This is a genomic window from Bacillus sp. JS (genome assembly GCF_000259365.1).
In the GTDB taxonomy this organism is placed as follows: Bacteria; Bacillota; Bacilli; order Bacillales; family Bacillaceae; genus Bacillus; species Bacillus stercoris.
In genome coordinates this window covers 1,483,193-1,503,222 of sequence record NC_017743.1, presented here as the reverse complement: position 1 = coordinate 1,503,222, position 20,030 = coordinate 1,483,193, and the positions used below count along the sequence as shown (strand labels likewise).

Genomic DNA, 20,030 nt, shown 5'->3' with positions numbered 1-20,030 from the left:
CATTTTAATTGGATTATGTCTCACTGTTCTCGGCGGCAGCTGTCTTGCTGTAAAACCTCTCAACCAAAAACATGAAATTAAACCATTTCGAACTTTTGATGATTTTTTTATTTAATGCAGATAAAAAAGGACGATGTCTCGAACAAAGTCCTTTTTTACTTCCTGTTACGGCAGTATGATTAATTCCTTCGGATATTGTGTCAGAGCAACTGCCCCGTCCTTAGTTACATGAACGTCATCCTCAATGCGCACGCCGCCGATTTCAGGCACATAAATTCCCGGTTCGATCGTGTAGACCATGCCTTCCTGCAGAAGCGTATCGTTAGCCTGGCTCATTGATGGGTACTCATGGACAGAAATTCCGAGTCCGTGTCCAAGCCGATGAGGAAAATAGTCGCCGTATCCCGCTTTTTCTATGATTCCGCGGGCTGTCAAATCCAGATCTCCGATTCTGACACCGGGTTTGCTTGCCTCAATCGCGGTTTTTTCCGCTTGAAGCACAGTCTCGTAAATCGCCTCCTGCTTCGGATTGATGGTTTTGTATGCAAATGTTCTTGTAATATCAGAGCAATAGCCGTCAAGAATAACACCAAGATCAAATAAAACAAAATCACCTTTCTTCAACGTGGCTGTACCAGGATTTCCGTGAGGCTGGCCTGATTTTTCTCCGAATAAAACCATTGTCGAAAAAGACATGCCCTGAATTCCTTTTTTCTTCAGCTCATACTCAATTTGAGCGAGCACTTCCACTTCACTAATGCCTTCACGCAAAGCGGCTGTACCGACTTCAACACCGTAATCCGCAAGCTTTGCCGCCTCTTTCAGCAAACGAACTTCATTGTCGTCTTTAATCAGGCGAAATTGGTTGAGTGTTTCTTCTGCTGAAACAAATTGAGCCCCGCCCGTCGAATGCTTCAGCTGTTCAGCGCGTGATAGCGAGATGGAATCCTTTTCTACCGCAAGCGTATGTATGCTGATATTTCGCTTTTTCAAGGCTTTCTCTATCAGCTCCCACGGATTTTCGTGATCCGCATAGCCAATGATTTCATAATTCCAGCCTGCGTTGCGGGCCTGTCCTGCTTCCATTCCTGGACAAATAAAGAAAGGCTCCTCTTCTTGAAAAATAAATAACCCCATTAATCTTTCATGCGGCTCTGTGTAAAAATCGGTTAAGTAAAAAACATTTTCTTTCGTATGAATAAATGCGGCAGTATGCCCCGCTTCCTTCAGCCATGAAGAGACGCGTTGTATTCTATTCACTTCTTGTTCCTCCCCGCCATTTGCAATGCATTGTTCTACCCTTCATTGTATCAGGTTTTGCAGATGTTTGCCTTTCACAACGCCTTCATTTTCGGATGCATTTTATTTCCTGCTCCGCTTCCTGTATACTGACAGTATCGTTCAATCGCAGGGGGTTGTTCCGTTTGCTGATGAATTTTTTCAGGCGAAAAGCAGTTATGCTCTTAACGATTTTGGGAATTTCCGCTCCTTTTATCGGAATGAAGATGGTGGGCTTTTATTATTACAGCTCAATTATAGGCTGTGCAGCGGGTTTTCTTTGCTGCATTCTCGCTCTCATCCTGGTTACGAAAAGATCTGCCAAAGACAAAAATGAAGGGAAAGCTTGATACATAAAAAACCAGCAGCCTGATGGGGCTGCTGGTTTTATTTTAGGAGTCTTAATCCGTTTAGTATGACCAAAATCGTACTTCCCTCATGACCAATCACGCCAAATGGCAATTCCATCACCTGCAAAAAGTTTGCACAAATCAGCAGGCAGATCACAGCTAGAGAAAACACGATATTTTGTTTAATGATCCTGTTCATTTTCCGTGACAAGCGGCACATGTTTACGAGCTTTTTTAAGTCGTTTTTCATGAGGACCATATCAGCGGTCTCAAGTGCTACATCTGTTCCGCCGCCCATCGCAATGCCGACATCCGCCGCTTTGAGCGCCGGCGCATCATTAATTCCGTCACCAACCATTGCAATTGTTCCGTATTCTTCTTTTAATCGTTTGATTTCATTCACTTTTTGGTCAGGCAGACATTCTGCCGCAACAGTTGTCATGCCGGCTTCCTTGGCAATCGCTTGAGCCGTGTCCTCGTGATCTCCTGTCAGCATGGCCGTTTTAATCCCAAGTCGGTTCAGTTCCTCCATGACCTCTTTTGCTTCAGGCCTGATTTGGTCCTTCAGTGCAATACAGCCCGCTATTTGATCATCCTTTTTCACAAATACAATCGTATGGCCGCTTTGAATGATATCTGATGCTGTCTGTTTCATAAATTGTGCTGCCATTTCCTCGCCGATAAAACCTGCTTTACCGACCTTCCATTTCGCGCCCGACACTTCTGCCATAACGCCAAACCCTGATGTTTCTTCTATAGATATGTAGCCGGACTGATTCACGCCGCGGCCTTCAGCGTACGCCGTTATGGCCTGGGCAAGCGGATGGCTTGATTGCGTTTCGATGGCATAGACAGCCTCAAGAACTTCCGCTTCATTGAACCCTTCTGCTATTCTGATCGTCTCAACTGCAGGCTGGCCTTTTGTTACAGTACCGGTTTTATCAAAGGCGATCATTTGCACAGAGCCCAGCTGTTCAAGAAAGACGCTTCCTTTCACAAGCATACCGTTACGGGCGCCATTTGAAATCAGGGACAACGCCGCCGGCATAATAGAGGCGACAAGCGCACAAGGTGACGCGACAACCATAAACACCATTGCGCGGTAGAAGGTTTCACTCCAGCTCCAGCCCAGCGCAAAGTGCGGGATGAATAACAGGAGCCCCACCGCAATTAACACACCTTTCACATAAGCATTTTCAAATCGTTCGATGAAAGCCTGTGCGGGTGATACACTGTTTTGCGCTGATTCAACCAGTTTGATAATTTTTCTGAATAACGAATCTTCATTTGCTTTCGTGACACGAACAGTCAAGGATCCATTGCGATTCACCGTCCCTGTGAATACAGCGTCGCCTGTGTTTTTTTCTACAGGCATTGATTCACCTGTTAATGCCGACTCGTCAAGGCTTGTCGAGCCCGATTCAATGATACCGTCTGCTGCTACTCGTTCTCCAGGTTTGATCACAATCATATCACCGGCCTGCAAGTCTGAAACTGGAACCCTTTTGGTTTCATCATCGATCAGCAATGTTGCTTCTTCAGGTTCAAGCTGGATTAAAGACGTTAAATCTCTGCTGCTTTTATTCATTGTGTATGTTTCTAAAGCTCCGCTTAAGGAAAAAATAAATATTAAAATAGCGCCCTCTGTCCAGTATCCAATCAAGGCGGAGCCAATAGCAGCAAAAATCATTAAAAGTTCTACATTCAGCGTTTTGGATTCGAGCGTTTCTTCGATTCCTTCCTTTGCTTTAGCGAATCCGCCGATCACAAAAGCCAACAAGAAAAGTGTTATGGATAATACTTGATGGCCGGATAAGAGCCAGCCAGCCAAGATAAGGGCGCCTGATACAAGTGCTGCAATAAGCTCTGCGTGCTGCGCCCAGTTTTTTTCTCTCTTGTCTGTTTTCAATGGCTCGTGCGGATCGCGTTGAACGATAACTTGTTCATTCATATCGAATTCTCCTCTCTAATTGAGAACGTAAATCATCTTCATTTCTCTTATAAAAAACAAAATCGCCGCCCAAAAGGCAGCTTTATCGTCAGTTATTTCTTGATGTCTTCCTTTATTATAGCACGTAAGAATAGAATTTCAATTATAATTATTTTAATTTCTTTTTGATAATAATTATCATTAGCATTCTCAATTCTTCCCTTAATGAAAAAAGCTGAGAGTCTATGCTCTCAGCTATTCTTCCGTCCATTCCTTCAGTTGTTCCGCCGTCATCGGGCCAATTTTTGTTTTTTCAATTTCTCCCTTTTCATTCAGCAAAAATGATGTTGGGATCGTGATGATATGATACTCCTTCATCAATTCCCCTTTTGAGTCAAGGACAATCGGAAACGTCAGCTTGTTTGCTTTAATAAAGTCTTCAACGGCTTGCTGATTTTGTTCCGAATTCACTAAATTCACCGTGACCAGCTTTACGCTGTCAGATGGATGGGCATCATAAAACGACTGAAACTGTGGAAGCTCCTTTTTGCAGGGCGGACACCATGATGTCCAAAAATGGAGAATTGTTTTTTGCCCTTTATTCGGAATCGAGATGTCCTCCCCTTCTATCGTTTTCATAAGAAAAACAGCGGGAACAGCAGGCTGTTTTCCCTCGGCTTGTGCCGAACCTGGAAACCATGCAATCAACCCTAATAACACAATGTATATAGTAAGCAAGCGCTTCGTCAACATGGAATCTTCCTTTCATGCTTTTCAATTAGCTTGCCCTGCTGTTCCTTTATCATCCTTCAATTCGCGGCGCCCTGTTCCCTCCCGTAAGCAATACAGATACTTGCAGTGCTTTGCAGATCGTGGCATAGTGCAGGCTCGTCAAAAGAATCATGCCAGTGTTCATCCCGAGGATAATCCCGAGCATTTGCAGATTCTCCATTGACCCCAGTACATACATCATACTCAGCGCAACGATATGGCTCCACACATTGTGATAAAAAGCCTCTTTCACAAAGCCCATTCCGATTAAGCATGCCTGCAGCGGCATGACAAACAGATGAAAGAGAAAGTAAGGCCACAACAGCTGCAAGTAATACTGCGCTTCAGGAGAGTGAAAAAACAAATGTGTGAGTGGTCCCGCAAACTGGAACATGATCCAGACAGCCGGTATACCGTAACCTAATGTAATGAAAATCGACTGCTTCAGCCTTTTTAACACGATGTCATACTGTGAAAGTGCATAAGCTTCCGAAATACTTGGTATCATGACAACCATTAACGAATGGGCAATAAATGCAGGGAACGAACCTATCGTCACAGCCACTCCAGCCAGCATTCCGTATTGATCGATCGCCGCTGTCCCGGCAACGCCCGCAGCCAAAAGCGCTCCTTTCACTAAAAAGGGTTCAATTGCGTTGACAACGGCATGAAAAATGCGCAATCCTGTAGTAGGAATTGAAACGGCAAGCAGCCTTTTTCTTACATCCTTTCCGCGCAAATGAATGTGCTGCTGGCCGGATACCGCACGCCTTGCCATAATAAATTGTGAATATAAATAAACAAGCACGACCACATCACTCACGACTAAAACAAACAAGGAAATCAGCACAGCCATGTCCAATTCAAATGAGTACCATTGAAAGAAGATGAATAAGCACAAGAGCTGAATGATTTTTTTCAGCACATTGGCAATTGCGATTTTCCCCATTTTCTGCACACCCATAAAGTAGCCTCTGGCGATCGAAGTAAAGGCGACAACAGGAATTAAGCCGATGACAATCCCTTTAATAAACGGGTGGTATGTATCAAATACCGGAATAAACGGAAGCGCAATACTAGCGGCGGCAGTAGAAAAAGCGGTGAAAATGGCTGTCATTCTAAAAGCGTGCCTTAGCATGCTTTCATGAAGCTTAGGATTTGACTCGGCAATGAATTTAGAAATGGATATCGGCAGTTCCAGGCTCGCGATGACAATAATTAAAAAGATCGTGGGCAAAATACTCATGTAAAGCCCCATCCCATGCTCGCCAAGCTCTCGTGCCAAAATCATATTTACGACAAATTCAAGGCATTCAGCGAAAAAGGCGGCAATGGATAGAAGAATGATCCCTTTCACAAATCGATTCATGATGTCTCTCCTTGTCTCTTGTACTACCAACATCATATGAGACAAGTTCAAAAATTATTTTATTTTTACTCTTTATATGAAAAAAAGCACAGTTGAGACCTATTGTCTCTTCTATGCTTAAACGGCAAAAACGTGTCTGCCGATTTTTTCGACGATTTTTCTTGAACGAATCCAATTATCTGACGCTGTTTTCGGATTATAAAAGAAGATGGCATCTGTTTCTCTATTTTTTGAGGACAGTGCTTCTTCGGCAGCTTCAATCGATTCTTTGTCAGGCTTTTGATTAATGCTGCCGTTTGCGACCGGTTCAAAGGCGTTTTTCTGATAGATAACTCCTCTAATCGTATCAGGAAAACCTTTTTTCTCCGTTCTGTTCAGTACAACGCTTGCTACAGCGACCTTGCCTTTATATGATTCTCCTTTGGCCTCTGCGTGAACGAGACGGGACAGCAACTCTTTTTCAGACTGTGTATATGTTTCTTTCTCATCATTTGTTTTGTCCGGTTTATCTTTCTCTTTCTTTTCAGTGTGTGCTGATAGCTTAATCGGTTTTATTTTCTTGTCCTTATCAGCAGACAGTGAAGGGAAAGATTCATTCGTATTTCGATCTATATGTGTAAGCCATTTCGCTTCTTCATGTTTTGTCTTCTTTGCGCTCAGTAGTGAAGCTTGTGTATGCTCAATTTTGGCTGCAGGCATGAAACAAAGAAGAAAAACAGCCAGAGCAGTGAATTTCGTTGTCATACAATTTCCTCCTTAAAGTGCTCAAAAAAACACTTCATTACCTTAACAAGAGATCCATTCATTTTCACGGAAAAAGATTTTCCAACTCTCCCAAGGAGGCATCAGGATGGAATAAAGAGGATGACTCACTGCTTACTGGCAGAAAAACAGCCTGAAATTATATAAATCTTGTCAAATTGATACATGTTTATCCATTTATAACACTTTACATTTTATTTACATCTGTTACAGACAGACGTAATAAAAGGCTTGTATTCTGTCATATATGATAAAAAGGCTTCTCACATATGAGAAACCTTCAGCTTCTTGGCTGTTCTAAGTATTGAAATATGACATCTCCGCCTTGCTGGGCAATTCCTCGGAAATGTTTAAAATCATCTTGTTTAGATAACACAGCCCTGAAATCAAGGAAATGCTCTTTTTGGACTCTCAGTTCGTTTATGGCGCCGGTGCGCAGCTGTTCAATCATTTCTGTGATCTCTTCGGGATGCAACGAAAATTCCCCCTTTTCTTTCTATTGACGAAAATCAATATATCATCTTTAATGCGACAGGACAATTCATAAGGGAGATAAAACTCCTTATCGCTTTACTTCTCAATGAAAATACTGCAAAATACTTTCAAAAGGCATTATTATGTTTAAAGGAGAGGAAGCTTGTGAAAATCGCTAAGGTTGGGAATGTCATTGAATTTAAAAACGGATTAACCGGTGTTGTTGAAAAAGTAAATGAGAATTCTGTTATCGTTGATGTGACGATCATGGATAACTATCGGGATCTTGAGTTAGATTCATTGACAGTTGTTAATCATAAAAATTATAAGATCATCAGAGACTCCTATTAAAACCTCCTTATTTCCACATTGATTCAAAAAAACTGCAAGACGGACAATTAAACACCTTACATATGAAATTCGCTTTCTCAAAAGCTGCCGGCCGGCAGCTTTTTTACATAAAAAACACCGATTTATGAATCGGCGTTTTGGTCTATTTCCGTTATTTCTATATAGAACTCGCTGACGGCCCCTGGTTCGTACAGGTTGGTCAATGACGTTGAATAATTTGTCATTTCACCTCGGAAAGCAAGATCGCGTTCCGGAACCTCGACATTAAACGTTTTTTCATACAACAGGACGGCGATATCATGGTAAGTCTCACTCGTAACGTTTAGGGTACATGCAATTTTGCGCTTCGGCTCGTTTTCTTCTTGATATGCTGCTATTTCTAATGTTACATTGTTTAATCGCAGTGTCTTCACTTCTTATCAGCTCCTTTACGGTTCATGCATCTTAGCATACCTTAACGAACTTTCACAATAAATCTGTTCTGATCGTTATGTTCACCATTTCTTTAGAAAAGACACCTTTACAAACATACGTTCGTTAAATTATAATAAAACAGACGAGCTGCCATCCAGCATCCCGTCTTTTCATTAGAAAGCGGCGAGTGGAATTCCCCCGGATTCGCTCGTCTTTTTTATATAATCAGGATGTGTAGAACGAGTAACTAAGATGCTTTAAAAAACAAAAAATAGACGTAGTGTTACCCACGTCTATGTAAGGACATCTTGTACCTTTAACGATTATCAATCGTCTCCGGATACAAATCATGGTTCATCATACGGTATTCGGCCATTTTTTCATACTTCGTGCCAGGCTTTCCGTAGTTGGTGTACGGGTCAATGGAAATGCCGCCTCTTGGCGTGAATTTGCCCCATACTTCGATGTAGCGCGGGTCCATTAACTCAATCAAGTCATTCATGATGATGTTCATGCAGTCTTCGTGGATATATGGGGCTTAAATTCCGCGTCAATCCTACGGTCACACTGCGGTCACACTCCGCAATCAAACGATCTCGCTTTTCGACTACTCAGCGCTGCAGAAGGCAAGACGTGACTATACGATCCGAGCGTCGTTTTAATATTCGCGTGACCCAACCGTTCTTATACTAACGAGATATGTCACGTGAATGTGGCGTAGTCCTTTTAACAGTATTTTCGGTAAGCCTAAACCATCGCGGGTTACGTTAAATGAACTCCGGAAATTATTCGGATGCACCCAGCTTCCGTTTTTCGTACATACGACCAGGTCGTTGTCGTCGTATTTATCACCGAGCACGATCCGCTCATGATCGATTATCCCTTATGCGCAATAAGTGATACCACCTAACGATCCGGCAAATTAACGGTACAAAACGCGTTTATCGTCTTGGCTTCCGGAACCAGTCCGTAATTAGCTTTATCGGCTATCTTCGAAAGGGTTTGGCGAATCGTTAGGATCTTCCGCTCGAAATCGACGTCTGACCACCCAAGCCCCAAGATCTCGTCGCAACGCACGGTAAGAACTGATATTTCCATTCCGAAAATGTTAACTGAAAGAGAAAAACAAGTATGACTATTCTTTAAGGAGAGGGATCTATCGGTTAGAGTGTTTGAAGCCAATAATATATGAAGCATACGCGACAATAGCAGACAAAGGTACGCATGTAGCTCGCGGGTTTAGAAAAATGGTCCACGTTATCTGAGGCAAGTGAAGGTATAACACAAAAGTAAAGACGCCAGCGTGGCGTCTTAAGATTTTTCTTCTGCGTCCACAGAAGAGCTTCCTATTTTGTCACTAACAGGATCATATAAACCATCAAACTCTTTTGTTTTATCGCCATTAAGATATCCCTCAACGGTAATTCCACCAGTTGGATCAATAAAATATTCCTCGGAATAAGAAATTTTCTCTATACCCTTGTATTCACTATGAAGGTATTCAGTCATTTTACTTTTAGCTTTTTCAAAAAGAGCACTTTCTTCCTTTTTCACATCATATTGATGCTTCATAATCAGTCCCCCAACAGTTATAATTAACAATAGTAGAATAATAAGGTATTTTTTCAAAAAAAGATCATCCCTTTCCCTTCATTATTTTACATGACATGAAAGGTGTTGTATATCTTGAGCAAGAAAATTAGGACTTCAAGCCTTACGGATGAAACATATTATAGGATGAGTCAGCGTGCTTATAACTATGATTATCTCAAAAAGAAATTAAAGAACAACGATTATATACGTATTAATTCTTCCATTTCAAATCCTACTTATTGGTACGTCGACAAAATAAAATCAGACGATGACACAGGGCTTGACGCGGTTGTATTAGTGCAAGCGGAACAGAAAAACGGCAAATGGGTGAAATCCAAAAATCCAGAAAATGTTGTCGTATCCTTTGCGGGAACTGATCTCGGAAAAGACCCGATCAATGATGGCGCAAAAGCTGACGGCGGCAACATTGTTTTTGGAAGCGACCCCAAAAAAGAAGCTCATTATATCGTTGAAAAGGATGCGAAGGATACGTCTAAAACACTCGGAAAATATAACGGCACACCTTCCCAAGACGCGATGCTTACAACCGGAAACTATAAACTCATTACGAAAACAACGCAAATCGACCAAGCAGACCAACTCGTTAAAGAAGTTAAAAGAAAGTATAACGGAACATCGACGATTGTTTCAACAACAGGTCATTCACTCGGAGGCGCAGAGGCTGAATACAGTGCGGTAAACAATGATATTTATGGGGTCGCGTTTAACAGCCCTTCTGTCGTCAAACTACATACTGATAATAAGCAAGAAGAAATAAACGATGGCTTGTACGACCCTTACGTGAGGTCTATTATCAACCCGGATGATATGGTCGGAGCTGGTTATTGGAACGAATATGACCGCCACAACGGAACCACAATTTACACAAAAAACCCTGTACTTTCACAGATCAATCGCAAACAAAGACTGAGTGGAAGATGGGGTGACCAAATCGAAAAGAACCTCGTCTACTTTATAGATACTGTTATTCTTCGTAATCCTGATACACACGGTCTAAATGAATCCAACTTTACATTTGATGAAAACGGAAATATCACGAACGTAAACGGCGATGAGCTTGTGTACGATAAAAACTTAAACGCAATGCTACCGGCTGGCGCGATCGGTGGCGGGGATGCCATTAAAGTAACACCAAAAAGTGCAAAAAAACTTGCCGAAAAAGTTGACGCGATGGTCGAGGATCTCAGAACGATGAAAAAAGAAGCGCAGAATGCCTATCAAGAGCACGACGAAAAAGTTGCTGAACTAAAAACGGAATTTTACGGTCAAGTTGGGCATGGCTTTTATGATCAGCTTAATTCGCAGGATGTAACCAATACGTTAGAAGATTTAGCCCAGTCTTATGATAAAGGACCGATATTTTACGACACACAAGCTGAACAATCATTCATAGATTCACTACAAGCAGCGATTACAGACCTTGAAGAAATAGGCGGCTTCTTGAATAAAATCGCCGACGATTTTGAAGAAAAAGATCAGATGCTTGCCAATTGGCTGAGATTATAGGAGTGACAAAGCAATGCCAACGTTAGATAACCTTTTAGAACATAAAGATGATCCAATGCGAAAACAGCTGCAGCGTCAAATGTTAAAAGCAGGTATGACGCAAGTGGCAAATACTAAGCTAGAGACGGTTCGAAAAAATCTTAAACCTAAGTTCGAAATGAATTCGCTACAGGAAGAATTAAACGACGTTTATTCAGCCCTTTTATACAGCTTCAATGGAAAAGCGCAAAAAGCACTTGCTCAACGTATCAGTGAAAGTGCCCAGCTAATAGTTAATGCGGAGAACGACGGAGAAACTTTCGTTAATAGCTTTAAAACGAGATAAAAAGCCATTTTAATTATTAATGATAACCAGCAGTTGACTATAGACAGTTCGTCGCAGAGATGATCGAAATGAAATTAAAAGCTACGCCACGACTACATGCCGTTATGAAGGCAAAGGGATGGACGCAAGTGAGGCTCGCTGAAGCATCGGGTGTCCCGCAAGGGTCGATATCGCGATTCGATAAGAACACTCGCCACGAAGATTGGCACGTTTTTTCAATTGCGAAGGCGCTCGAAGTAGAGGTCGAGGAATTATTCGAGATTGAAGATGCTACGGAAGAGGACGCTGAATAAATTGGCGTCTTTTTTCATAAGTCAAAGTGAATTTTTGAAATGCACGTTTAAAATGTGTCTAGCGCCTGGGCTTTTCGTTTTTTCATACGGCTATATTTATACCGATTTAGCTCCTTCTAACTACTTAGCTCATACGTATATCGCTGTAATGTAAAGCCAAGTATATCGCGCATTAACACACGAAGACGCTACCGAGGCGTTAACGAATCAAATCGCTGAGCAAATATCGTACAATAACTAAACATCACTTCATATAATCATGTTGAAAACTAATCGAACCAAAAAAATCCCTGTCTAAAAAGACAGGGATCGTGGTCACACATTTATATATTTTCGATCACGGTATGGTCACAAGAGGGCCACCAAATTGTGACCGGGTCACATTTTCGCTTAAAACTGACGCTTAATGTTCGGATTTTACCGTGACCCCACTTCGTCTCACACTCCGTTTCACACAACGGAATAATTAACGATTATCAATCGTCTCCGGATACAAATCATGGTTCATCATACGGTACTCGGCCATTTTTTCATATTTGGTGCCAGGCTTTCCGTAGTTTGTGTACGGGTCAATGGAAATGCCGCCTCTTGGCGTGAATTTGCCCCATACTTCGATGTAGCGCGGGTCCATTAACTCAATCAAGTCATTCATGATGATATTCATGCAGTCTTCGTGGAAGTCACCATGATTTCTGAAACTGAACAAGTACAGCTTTAATGATTTGCTTTCAACCATTTTTTCATCAGGAATGTAGCTGATGTAGATTGTTGCAAAGTCAGGCTGTCCTGTTTTTGGACATAAAGATGTGAATTCAGGGCAATTGAATTTTACAAAGTAATCACGGTTTACGTGTTTATTCGGGAAGGATTCCAGCACGTCCGGCGCATATTCGAACAAATAATTTGTACCTTGGTTGCCTAGCAGTGTTACACCTTCTAATTCTGATTCTTTTCTTGTCGTCATGTTCATCTTCCTTTCTATTATACTCCGCGTTTGTTGCCCCATAACAGGGTGTGCAGCTGCGGGAGCACTCTGACGAGATTCAGCTCCGCATCGGCAGCTACCTTATCAACAAGCGCTTCATATTTTCCAAGTAAATGTGCAATCAGTGACTGGTCATCTGTCGTATGCACGTCATCATTGCCGACTTGTAAATAAAACGGAATCCCGGGGTACCGCTTGTGCACCGTTTTGGCAAATTCCAAATCTTCATCATTAAAGATGACAACCTTCAAGCTGACAGCATGCTGTCTATCATTCTCTTGAAGTGAAGTCAAAATGTGATCAAGCTTTTGAAAGTTCGTCACCATTTTTGAGCTTGGCGGTTTTGGAGAAATTGTCAAATCATCAATCAGCGTAAACCAATCCTGATAAACGGTCCCTTGAGTTTCAAGCGCTGCACGGATGTTATTTTCCTTCAGCAGTTCAATAAAAGCATCCAGCTGTTTTAACAGAGCCGGGTTACCGCCTGAGATGGTCACGTGGGAAAACGCGTCTCCCCCAATGCCCTTAAGCTCTGCAAAAATTTCTTCTGCCGTCATCCAGCGAATATCTTTTTTAGCAGACCCGTCCCAAGTGAAGGCGGAGTCACACCAGCTGCAGGAATAATCACAGCCGGCTGTCCGGACGAACATCGTTTTCTGTCCAATCACCATGCCTTCTCCTTGAATCGTCGGGCCGAAAATTTCTAATACAGGAATTCCTTTAGCCATTCAAACCACCCTTTTTCGGACGGTAGACACAGTAGCTTGTCGGTGTTTCACGGACAAACACCTGTACACAGGCCGGCTTATTCTCCAAAGTGTCTAAATAAGCCTGTACGTTGTCATAAATCGTTTTCGCCACGACTTCAGTTGTCGGCAGCGAATACCGGTCGTCCTGAGAAAAATCTTCATGATCATTTAATAGCGTATGATCATAGTTTCCATGCACCAGTTTTTTGAGTACGCTGAAATTGACAAGGAAGCCGGAGTCGTCAAGTTCGTCGCCGGCAACGGTTATATTTACGGTATACGTATGCCCGTGAATCCTGCTGCACGCTCCCGCACTTTCCCGAGGGATAAAATGAGCGGCTGAGATGTGCATGTCCTTATTCAGTTCAAACGAATAAGGATGCTGGACCTGCGGATAAATTTGAGATAACAATTTATGCACGCTCTCCTTTCATCACCATATATTCTTCATAACCTCTTGAACGAAGATGGCATGCCGGACATTCGCCGCAGCCGTCTGCGATGATGCCGTTATAGCACGTCAGCGTGTTGTTTTTCACAAAATCCAGCGCGCCAAGCTCATCTGCAAGCTTCCATGTTTCCGCCTTATTGAGCCACATGAGAGGCGTGTGGATCACAAACGGCTTCTCCATCGCCAGATTTACCGTTACATTGCAAGATTTCACGAATTCGTCACGACAGTCAGGATAACCGCTGAAGTCTGTCTCGCAAACTCCTGTAATAATGTGGCGCGCGCCAATTTGGTATGCCAGGATAGACGCAAAGGATAAGAATACCAAATTGCGGCCTGGAACGAATGTGGATGGCAGTTCGCCGTCTTTTGCTTCTATCTCAATATCATTTCTAGTCAGGGCATTCGGTGCAAGCTGATTTAAAAGTGACATATCAAGCAAATGATTTTTCACACCAAGCTTTTCCGCAATGGATTTTGCCACTTCAATTTCCTGCGAATGCCGCTGATTATAATGAAAAGTCACCGTTTCGACTTCTTCGAATTCTTTTAAAGCCCACAGTAAGCATGTGGTGCTGTCTTGACCGCCGCTAAATACGACAATTGCTTTTTCTTTTTTCATGATTCCTCTCCTTCTCCGCAATAAACACATCGGCGAGAGACATCGCTACAGCTGATTTACGCAAAAAAACACCTTTTCGGAAGGTGCTCTAGAAAAACATAAAAAAGGCCGTATCCAAGGATACAGCTCGTCCTTAGTTTTTTATAGAGGGTGTAGCTAGAACCTCTCCCGCATACCGCACGGATTTTCTTCAATTTTTTCACTTCTGCTATCTTACCATAATGTTGTTTTTCTTGACAATAAAAAAGTCAGTCCCCGCTTCAAGATCTATTGTGACGGTTCGCTTCATTATATAGTTATAAACTGCGCCGCCGAGGAGCCTTTTTACAAATCAAGGCGCCTATGAAGGCCAGGCTTACATAGCCAAACATGGGATAAATCGTTGAAATGAGCTTGCCGTACCCTATTTGGCTCGTGATATAAGCCGTGATCATAATGGCTGCAAAGATATATTTGCTTTTTATTGGAAGAAAACTCTGCACTTGTTTTTCTAATCCATATAGATTACCGATAACTGATGTGAACACTTCTCCGAAAATAATGAGTAAATAAATCAAATGGACAGATCTTGCAAAAAGATAAACCACTTGCGCCATCGGTATATCATACAAAAATACATCCGGAAGAGTCGACAAAGACAGAAAACTTGCGGACAGCACAATCGTCAGCATCGTGCCTCCGATTAAAGCGCCTTTTCTGATCACTTTCTCCGAGGACATTTCATTCGCCAGCGGAACCAAAACCGCTTGGGCCAGCGATAAATTCAAAGCCCCGTAAGAAAAGGCTGATAACAGCCAATCCCAGCGATGCGGCCAGACCCACTGAGCTGCGTTTCGTGATTCGCTGAATATAAAAGAGTCGGCCACCACAATCATTGAAAAGATGATTAAAAGGGGAACAACAAACACATTGACACCGAAAATGCCTTTTACTCCTCTGGTCATCACAATTAAGCTCAGACCGATTGTAATAAGCATCCCAATCTGAGCGGACATCCCCAATTGTTCCTCAAAAAGCGCCCCTGCTCCTGAGAGCATAACAGATGTAACTCCGAGAAGAACAAACAGCATAAATACATTGATAATCCGCCCAGCCGTCGTCCCGAACAAAAAGATGTTCATTTCTTGATATGACTTGGCATTGATTCGCTTTGAAATGATCATCAGCTTGGCGCCCAGTAACGTAAACATTCCGCCGCTGACGAGAATGCCGAATAAACCGAACCAGCCGAACTTCAGAAAAAACTCAACAATTTCTCTGCCAGTCGCAAATCCAGCTCCGACTACTGTGCCGACATACACAAAAGCAAGCTGACCTGCAGACCCTTTTGATTGTTCCATTTCTCCCCTCCGAACGAACCGCAGTTTTGTCCATAGATGCCTTTTTATAACCTATGAGACAAGTTCCTTGAAAAGACGAAGAAAACATGTTTTACTTTGTAACAAATTAAAAAATATTGTGCAAAAGACTTGAAAGTCAAAGATGGTCAGAGTATACTATTAATCAAAGTTGGTCAAACAAACCGGCCTTTTTTAAAAAACATTTGGTCAAAGATAGTCAAAAAGTAAAGTTGCTTTGAGCATATTGTTTTGAATGCCGTTACGTTTGCCATATACTAATAGTCAAAGAAGGTCAAATTCAATAGACCTTTTTATTCACTTTTATTGGTCAAAGAAGATCAAATTATTAAGGAGGTTTTGGCAAATGCGTTGTCAACATTGTCATCAAAACGAGGCGACGATTCGCCTTAACATGCAAATAAATTCCGTTCATAAACAGATGGTTCTATGTGAAACTTGTTATAACGAACTGACCCGTAAACCTTCAATGAGTATGGGTCCTCAATCTTTCGGATTTCCTTTTGAACAGGCATTCCAGCCGAAAGAACAGAGCGCAGCAAAACAAAGCGGAAAAAAAGGGCTGCTTGATGAGCTGGCTCAAAATATTACAAACGGTGCTAAAGCCGGTCTCATCGATCCCGTCATCGGCCGTGATGATGAAGTGGCACGAGTGATCGAAATTCTAAACCGCCGCAACAAAAACAATCCGGTTCTTATTGGGGAGCCGGGTGTAGGGAAAACTGCCATCGCTGAAGGACTCGCTTTAAAAATTGCTGAAGGCGATGTTCCAAACAAACTGAAAAACAAAGAGCTATACTTGCTTGATGTTGCATCCCTTGTTGCAAACACAGGGATCAGAGGCCAATTTGAGGAGAGAATGAAACAGCTGATCACTGAGCTGAAGGAACGAAAAAATGTCATTCTGTTCATTGATGAAATTCACCTTCTCGTCGGCGCAGGCTCTGCAGAAGGATCAATGGACGCCGGTAATATTCTCAAACCGGCCCTAGCCAGAGGCGAACTGCAAGTCATTGGGGCGACAACACTGAAAGAATACCGTCAAATCGAAAAAGATGCTGCGCTGGAAAGACGTTTTCAGCCTGTCATGGTGCAGGAGCCTTCAATTGAACAAGCTATCCTCATTCTGCAAGGGATTAAAGACAAATACGAGGCGTACCATGGCGTGACATTCAGTGATGAAGCAATCAAAGCATGTGTCACGTTATCATCCCGCTACATTCAGGACAGACACCTGCCGGATAAAGCAATTGATTTATTAGATGAAGCAGGTTCAAAAGCCAACCTGTTAATCGATGAACTGAATGATGAGGATGCGGCTGAACGCTTAACTGCAATTGAAGCCGAAAAAACCAAAGCCCTTGAAGAAGAAAATTACGAACTGGCGGCAAAACTCCGTGATGAAGAAATCGCATTGGAGAAAAAACTGAACAGCTCCTCCGCTCAAACCGCTGTCACTGTGGAAGCTGAGCACATTCAGGAAATTGTTGAACAAAAAACAGGCATTCCTGTCGGCAAACTGCAGGCAGACGAACAAACGAAAATGAAAGAGCTTGAAGCAAAACTTCATGAACGCGTGATCGGACAAGAAGCCGCTGTTCAAGAAGTGGCAAAAGCGGTAAGACGAAGCCGCGCCGGATTAAAATCCAAAAACAGACCAGTCGGCTCCTTCCTCTTTGTCGGTCCTACCGGCGTAGGGAAAACAGAGCTCTCTAAAACACTGGCAGATGAATTGTTCGGCACAAAAGACGCTATTATCCGTCTCGATATGAGCGAATACATGGAAAAACACGCCGTATCTAAGATTATTGGTTCACCTCCTGGATATGTCGGCCATGAGGAAGCTGGACAATTAACTGAAAAAGTGCGCCGCAATCCTTACAGCATTGTGTTGCTGGATGAGATTGAAAAAGCACACCCAGACGTTCAGCATATGTTCCTGCAAATTATGGAAGATGGCCGTCTGACAGACAGCCAAGGCAGAACCGTAAGCTTTAAAGACACTGTGATCATTATGACAAGCAATGCGGGTGCTGGCGAGAAACAAACGAAAGTCGGTTTCCAATCAGATGACAGTGTCATCGAAGAACAAACACTGATTGATTCACTGAGCATGTACTTTAAACCTGAGTTCCTCAACCGTTTTGACAGCATTATTGAGTTCCGCTCATTGGAAAAAGAACATCTGGTCAAAATCGTCAGCCTTCTTCTTGGAGAACTTGAAGAAACATTGGCTGAACGGGGCATCAGCTTGCATGTGACAGATGAAGCGAAAGAAAAAATCGCTGAGCTGGGCTACCACCCTTCATTCGGTGCACGTCCGCTTAGAAGAACCATCCAAGAATGGGTTGAGGATGAAATGACTGATCTGCTGCTTGATAACAGCGAGATCACAAGTTTTCACGTCATTTTAGAAGATGATAAAATCAAAGTGCAAGCGAAATAACAATTAGCGGTTTCCTTTTAGGAAGCCGCTTTTTTATGCATTCATACTCTTGACTGAGAAAATACCGTCCCTTCCCCTGAAGCGCTGATTCCTTTCATCCTTTACACTTTTTTTAAGGAGGGATGGAACATGTTTATATATAGTGAATATGTATTTCTACCATTATATGAATACAGTCTGAAGGACAGCTTGCAAACAAACTGCCAATTTCATTAAACCCCCGGGCTTTTCAATTTTGAAAAGTCCGTTTTTGTTTATTTCTCCCTTCTATGCCTCTTCCTTGAATATTTCATGAACAAATTCACAATGTCCCTAAAGTTCCGGGCACCAAAACCGATATTAACCATAGACAAGCTAGTAAAAAAGGATTTGGTGAAAACTATGGATAAAACTTCGTTAATCGGTATTATTCTTGCTTTTGTGGCATTGAGTGTGGGAATGGTTCTGAAAGGCGTCAGCTTCAACGCGCTTGCAAACCCCGCCGCCATTTTAATTATTATCGCCGGGACAATCTCAGCAGTCGTTATTGCGTTCCCAACAAAAGAAATTAAAAAAGTGCCTGCGCTGTTCCGAGTGCTATTTAAGGAAAATAAACAGCTGACAATAGAGGAACTCATTCCTATGTTCTCTGAATGGGCCCAGCTTGCACGCCGTGAAGGTCTGCTTGCTTTAGAAGCAAGCATTGAGGATGTAGATGATGCTTTCTTGAAAAACGGGCTCAGCATGGCTGTTGACGGGCAAAGCGCGGAATTTATCAGAGATATCATGACAGAGGAAGTCGAAGCAATGGAGGACAGGCACCAAGCCGGAGCCGCTATCTTTACACAAGCGGGAACGTACGCGCCAACACTTGGAGTACTCGGCGCTGTAATCGGGCTAATTGCCGCCCTCTCTCATATGGATAACACAGATGAGCTTGGGCACGCCATCAGTGCTGCCTTTGTTGCCACACTTCTCGGTATCTTCACAGGGTATGTATTATGGCATCCCTTCGCAAATAAATTAAAGCGAAAATCAAAACAAGAAGTAAAACTGCGTGAAGTCATGATTGAGGGTGTGTTATCCGTTTTAGAAGGACAGGCACCGAAAGTCATCGAACAAAAGCTTTTAATGTATCTTCCTGCGAAGGACCGCTTGAAATTTGCAGAACAAGGAGAGGCGCAAAATGGCGAGAAAAAAGAAGAAGAAGCATGAGGACGAGCACGTTGATGAATCATGGCTCGTGCCTTACGCCGACATCCTTACTCTTCTCCTGGCATTGTTTATTGTGCTGTACGCGAGCAGCTCAATTGACGCAGCTAAGTTTCAAATGCTTTCAAAATCATTTAATGAAGTCTTTACAGGCGGCACCGGCGTACTGGACTACTCCAGTGTCACTCCTCCTGAAAACGAGTCAGACGGCATCGATGAAGTGAAAAAGGAAAAAGAAGAGAAAGAGAAAAACAAGAAAGAAAAAGAAAAAGCAGCTGATCAAGAAGAACTTAAAAATGTGAAGAGCCAGGTGGAAAAATTCATCAAAGATAAAAAGCTGGAACATCAGCTTGAGACGAAGATGACTAGTGAAGGCCTCCTGATTACGATTAAAGACAGTATTTTCTTTGACTCTGGAAAAGCGACCATTCGTAAGGAAGATGTACCGCTTGCAAAAGAGATTTCAAATCTTCTTGTGATTAACCCGCCAAGAAATATCATTATCAGCGGACATACTGATAATATGCCAATTAAAAATTCTGAATTCCAATCAAACTGGCATTTAAGCGTCATGAGAGCGGTAAACTTTATGGGGCTTTTGATTGAAAACCCCAAGCTCGATGCAAAAGTGTTCAGTGCCAAGGGTTATGGCGAGTACAAACCGGTGGCTTCCAACAAAACTGCGGAAGGCCGAAGCAAAAACCGGCGGGTTGAAGTTCTCATCCTGCCAAGAGGCGCAGCGGAAACAAATGAAAAATAGAAAAAAAGGAAGCCCTGTGACATATCAGGCT

At 42.6% G+C, this 20,030-nt stretch carries 21 protein-coding genes, 1 pseudogene and 1 riboswitch; of the genes and pseudogenes, 8 read left to right on the top strand and 14 right to left on the bottom strand.

Annotated features, from left to right (window positions below; translation table 11 throughout):
• Window positions 1-165 precede the first annotated feature (165 nt).
• Window positions 166-1,260, bottom strand: a complete 1,095-nt coding sequence (gene papB / locus MY9_RS07680) for a di/tri-peptidase (protein WP_014663769.1) — start codon at window positions 1,258-1,260, stop codon at window positions 166-168.
• 164 nt (window positions 1,261-1,424) lie between these two features.
• Between papB and MY9_RS07675 the strand changes: the two genes are divergently transcribed.
• Window positions 1,425-1,628 carry a hypothetical protein gene (locus tag MY9_RS07675; RefSeq protein WP_014663767.1) on the top strand — a complete coding sequence of 68 codons (204 nt, stop codon included), beginning with the start codon at window positions 1,425-1,427 and terminating at the stop codon, window positions 1,626-1,628.
• 37 nt (window positions 1,629-1,665) lie between these two features.
• Here MY9_RS07675 and pfeT read toward each other — a convergent pair whose 3' ends face one another.
• From pfeT to MY9_RS07645, 5 genes are all read right to left on the bottom strand, one after another.
• Window positions 1,666-3,579: a metal-transporting ATPase PfeT gene (gene pfeT, locus MY9_RS07670; protein ID WP_014663766.1), complete on the bottom strand. Its 1,914-nt coding sequence runs from the start codon at window positions 3,577-3,579 to the stop codon at window positions 1,666-1,668.
• A 234-nt stretch (window positions 3,580-3,813) separates the two neighbouring features.
• Entirely contained in the window at window positions 3,814-4,311 is a 498-nt protein-coding gene (gene stoA, locus MY9_RS07665) for a sporulation thiol-disulfide oxidoreductase StoA (RefSeq protein WP_014663765.1), read from the bottom strand.
• A 49-nt stretch (window positions 4,312-4,360) separates the two neighbouring features.
• The gene (gene ykvU, locus MY9_RS07660) at window positions 4,361-5,698 is read right to left on the bottom strand and encodes a sporulation protein YkvU (protein ID WP_014663764.1); all 1,338 of its coding nucleotides are present in this window, start codon (window positions 5,696-5,698) and stop codon (window positions 4,361-4,363) included.
• A gap of 117 nt (window positions 5,699-5,815) precedes the next feature.
• Window positions 5,816-6,442, bottom strand: a complete 627-nt coding sequence (locus MY9_RS07655) for a cell wall hydrolase (protein ID WP_003232442.1) — start codon at window positions 6,440-6,442, stop codon at window positions 5,816-5,818.
• 298 nt (window positions 6,443-6,740) lie between these two features.
• The gene (locus MY9_RS07645) at window positions 6,741-6,935 is read right to left on the bottom strand and encodes a hypothetical protein (protein ID WP_014663763.1); all 195 of its coding nucleotides are present in this window, start codon (window positions 6,933-6,935) and stop codon (window positions 6,741-6,743) included.
• Window positions 6,936-7,099: 164 nt separating this feature from the next.
• On the opposite strand from MY9_RS07645, the gene MY9_RS07640 reads away from it, so the two are divergent.
• The gene (locus MY9_RS07640; RefSeq protein WP_003232446.1) at window positions 7,100-7,285 is read left to right on the top strand and encodes a YkvS family protein; all 186 of its coding nucleotides are present in this window, start codon (window positions 7,100-7,102) and stop codon (window positions 7,283-7,285) included.
• 122 nt (window positions 7,286-7,407) lie between these two features.
• Here MY9_RS07640 and MY9_RS07635 read toward each other — a convergent pair whose 3' ends face one another.
• The 3 genes and pseudogenes from MY9_RS07635 to MY9_RS07625 all read right to left on the bottom strand — a co-directional run bounded on the left by MY9_RS07635 (window position 7,408) and on the right by MY9_RS07625 (window position 9,328).
• Window positions 7,408-7,698, bottom strand: coding sequence for a YkvR family protein (locus MY9_RS07635; RefSeq protein WP_014663762.1), 291 nt, complete (start codon window positions 7,696-7,698; stop codon window positions 7,408-7,410).
• 317 nt (window positions 7,699-8,015) lie between these two features.
• A pseudogene (locus MY9_RS07630) lies at window positions 8,016-8,225 on the bottom strand (NADPH-dependent 7-cyano-7-deazaguanine reductase); the annotation flags it as partial.
• A 785-nt stretch (window positions 8,226-9,010) separates the two neighbouring features.
• Window positions 9,011-9,328: a DUF1433 domain-containing protein gene (locus MY9_RS07625; protein WP_024716279.1), complete on the bottom strand. Its 318-nt coding sequence runs from the start codon at window positions 9,326-9,328 to the stop codon at window positions 9,011-9,013.
• A gap of 57 nt (window positions 9,329-9,385) precedes the next feature.
• Between MY9_RS07625 and MY9_RS07620 the strand changes: the two genes are divergently transcribed.
• From MY9_RS07620 to MY9_RS07610, 3 genes are all read left to right on the top strand, one after another.
• On the top strand, window positions 9,386-10,819 hold the full coding sequence (locus MY9_RS07620) for a lipase (RefSeq protein WP_041521318.1): 1,434 nt from the start codon (window positions 9,386-9,388) through the stop codon (window positions 10,817-10,819).
• Window positions 10,820-10,832: 13 nt separating this feature from the next.
• A complete protein-coding gene (locus MY9_RS07615; RefSeq protein WP_014663758.1) occupies window positions 10,833-11,144 on the top strand; it encodes a hypothetical protein in 312 nt (103 codons plus the stop codon).
• 68 nt (window positions 11,145-11,212) lie between these two features.
• Window positions 11,213-11,437, top strand: a complete 225-nt coding sequence (locus MY9_RS07610) for a helix-turn-helix domain-containing protein (RefSeq protein WP_041521317.1) — start codon at window positions 11,213-11,215, stop codon at window positions 11,435-11,437.
• A 466-nt stretch (window positions 11,438-11,903) separates the two neighbouring features.
• On the opposite strand, the gene queF is transcribed toward MY9_RS07610, so the two are convergent.
• From queF to MY9_RS07585, 5 genes are all read right to left on the bottom strand, one after another.
• On the bottom strand, window positions 11,904-12,401 hold the full coding sequence (gene queF / locus MY9_RS07605; protein WP_003218613.1) for a preQ(1) synthase: 498 nt from the start codon (window positions 12,399-12,401) through the stop codon (window positions 11,904-11,906).
• 17 nt (window positions 12,402-12,418) lie between these two features.
• The gene (gene queE / locus MY9_RS07600; protein WP_014663756.1) at window positions 12,419-13,150 is read right to left on the bottom strand and encodes a 7-carboxy-7-deazaguanine synthase QueE; all 732 of its coding nucleotides are present in this window, start codon (window positions 13,148-13,150) and stop codon (window positions 12,419-12,421) included.
• Window positions 13,143-13,592 carry a 6-carboxytetrahydropterin synthase QueD gene (gene queD, locus MY9_RS07595; protein WP_014663755.1) on the bottom strand — a complete coding sequence of 150 codons (450 nt, stop codon included), beginning with the start codon at window positions 13,590-13,592 and terminating at the stop codon, window positions 13,143-13,145. Before queD ends, queE begins: the two co-directional genes overlap by 8 nt.
• Window positions 13,585-14,244: a 7-cyano-7-deazaguanine synthase QueC gene (gene queC / locus MY9_RS07590; RefSeq protein ID WP_014663754.1), complete on the bottom strand. Its 660-nt coding sequence runs from the start codon at window positions 14,242-14,244 to the stop codon at window positions 13,585-13,587. Before queC ends, queD begins: the two co-directional genes overlap by 8 nt.
• Before the next feature lie 127 nt (window positions 14,245-14,371).
• Window positions 14,372-14,416, bottom strand: a riboswitch (PreQ1 riboswitch).
• 124 nt (window positions 14,417-14,540) lie between these two features.
• Entirely contained in the window at window positions 14,541-15,584 is a 1,044-nt protein-coding gene (locus MY9_RS07585; protein WP_014663753.1) for a YkvI family membrane protein, read from the bottom strand.
• 364 nt (window positions 15,585-15,948) lie between these two features.
• On the opposite strand from MY9_RS07585, the gene clpE reads away from it, so the two are divergent.
• From clpE to motB, 3 genes are all read left to right on the top strand, one after another.
• On the top strand, window positions 15,949-18,048 hold the full coding sequence (gene clpE / locus MY9_RS07580; protein WP_041521315.1) for an ATP-dependent protease ATP-binding subunit ClpE: 2,100 nt from the start codon (window positions 15,949-15,951) through the stop codon (window positions 18,046-18,048).
• Window positions 18,049-18,429: 381 nt separating this feature from the next.
• On the top strand, window positions 18,430-19,242 hold the full coding sequence (gene motA / locus MY9_RS07575) for a flagellar motor stator protein MotA (RefSeq protein ID WP_014663751.1): 813 nt from the start codon (window positions 18,430-18,432) through the stop codon (window positions 19,240-19,242).
• Entirely contained in the window at window positions 19,214-19,999 is a 786-nt protein-coding gene (motB, locus tag MY9_RS07570; RefSeq protein ID WP_014663750.1) for a flagellar motor protein MotB, read from the top strand. The genes motA and motB overlap by 29 nt, the downstream gene beginning before the upstream one ends.
• Window positions 20,000-20,030 lie beyond the last annotated feature (31 nt).

Coding starts and splice junctions, on each gene's coding strand:
- motB (WP_014663750.1), top strand. CDS start 19,214: ATGGCGAGAAAAAAGAAGAAGAAGCATGAGGACGAGCACGTTGATGAA.
- queF (WP_003218613.1), bottom strand. CDS start 12,401: ATGACGACAAGAAAAGAATCAGAATTAGAAGGTGTAACACTGCTAGGC.
- queE (WP_014663756.1), bottom strand. CDS start 13,150: ATGGCTAAAGGAATTCCTGTATTAGAAATTTTCGGCCCGACGATTCAA.
- MY9_RS07615 (WP_014663758.1), top strand. CDS start 10,833: ATGCCAACGTTAGATAACCTTTTAGAACATAAAGATGATCCAATGCGA.
- MY9_RS07585 (WP_014663753.1), bottom strand. CDS start 15,584: ATGGAACAATCAAAAGGGTCTGCAGGTCAGCTTGCTTTTGTGTATGTC.
- MY9_RS07655 (WP_003232442.1), bottom strand. CDS start 6,442: ATGACAACGAAATTCACTGCTCTGGCTGTTTTTCTTCTTTGTTTCATG.
- pfeT (WP_014663766.1), bottom strand. CDS start 3,579: ATGAATGAACAAGTTATCGTTCAACGCGATCCGCACGAGCCATTGAAA.
- ykvU (WP_014663764.1), bottom strand. CDS start 5,698: ATGAATCGATTTGTGAAAGGGATCATTCTTCTATCCATTGCCGCCTTT.
- queC (WP_014663754.1), bottom strand. CDS start 14,244: ATGAAAAAAGAAAAAGCAATTGTCGTATTTAGCGGCGGTCAAGACAGC.
- MY9_RS07610 (WP_041521317.1), top strand. CDS start 11,213: ATGAAATTAAAAGCTACGCCACGACTACATGCCGTTATGAAGGCAAAG.
- motA (WP_014663751.1), top strand. CDS start 18,430: ATGGATAAAACTTCGTTAATCGGTATTATTCTTGCTTTTGTGGCATTG.
- clpE (WP_041521315.1), top strand. CDS start 15,949: ATGCGTTGTCAACATTGTCATCAAAACGAGGCGACGATTCGCCTTAAC.
- stoA (WP_014663765.1), bottom strand. CDS start 4,311: ATGTTGACGAAGCGCTTGCTTACTATATACATTGTGTTATTAGGGTTG.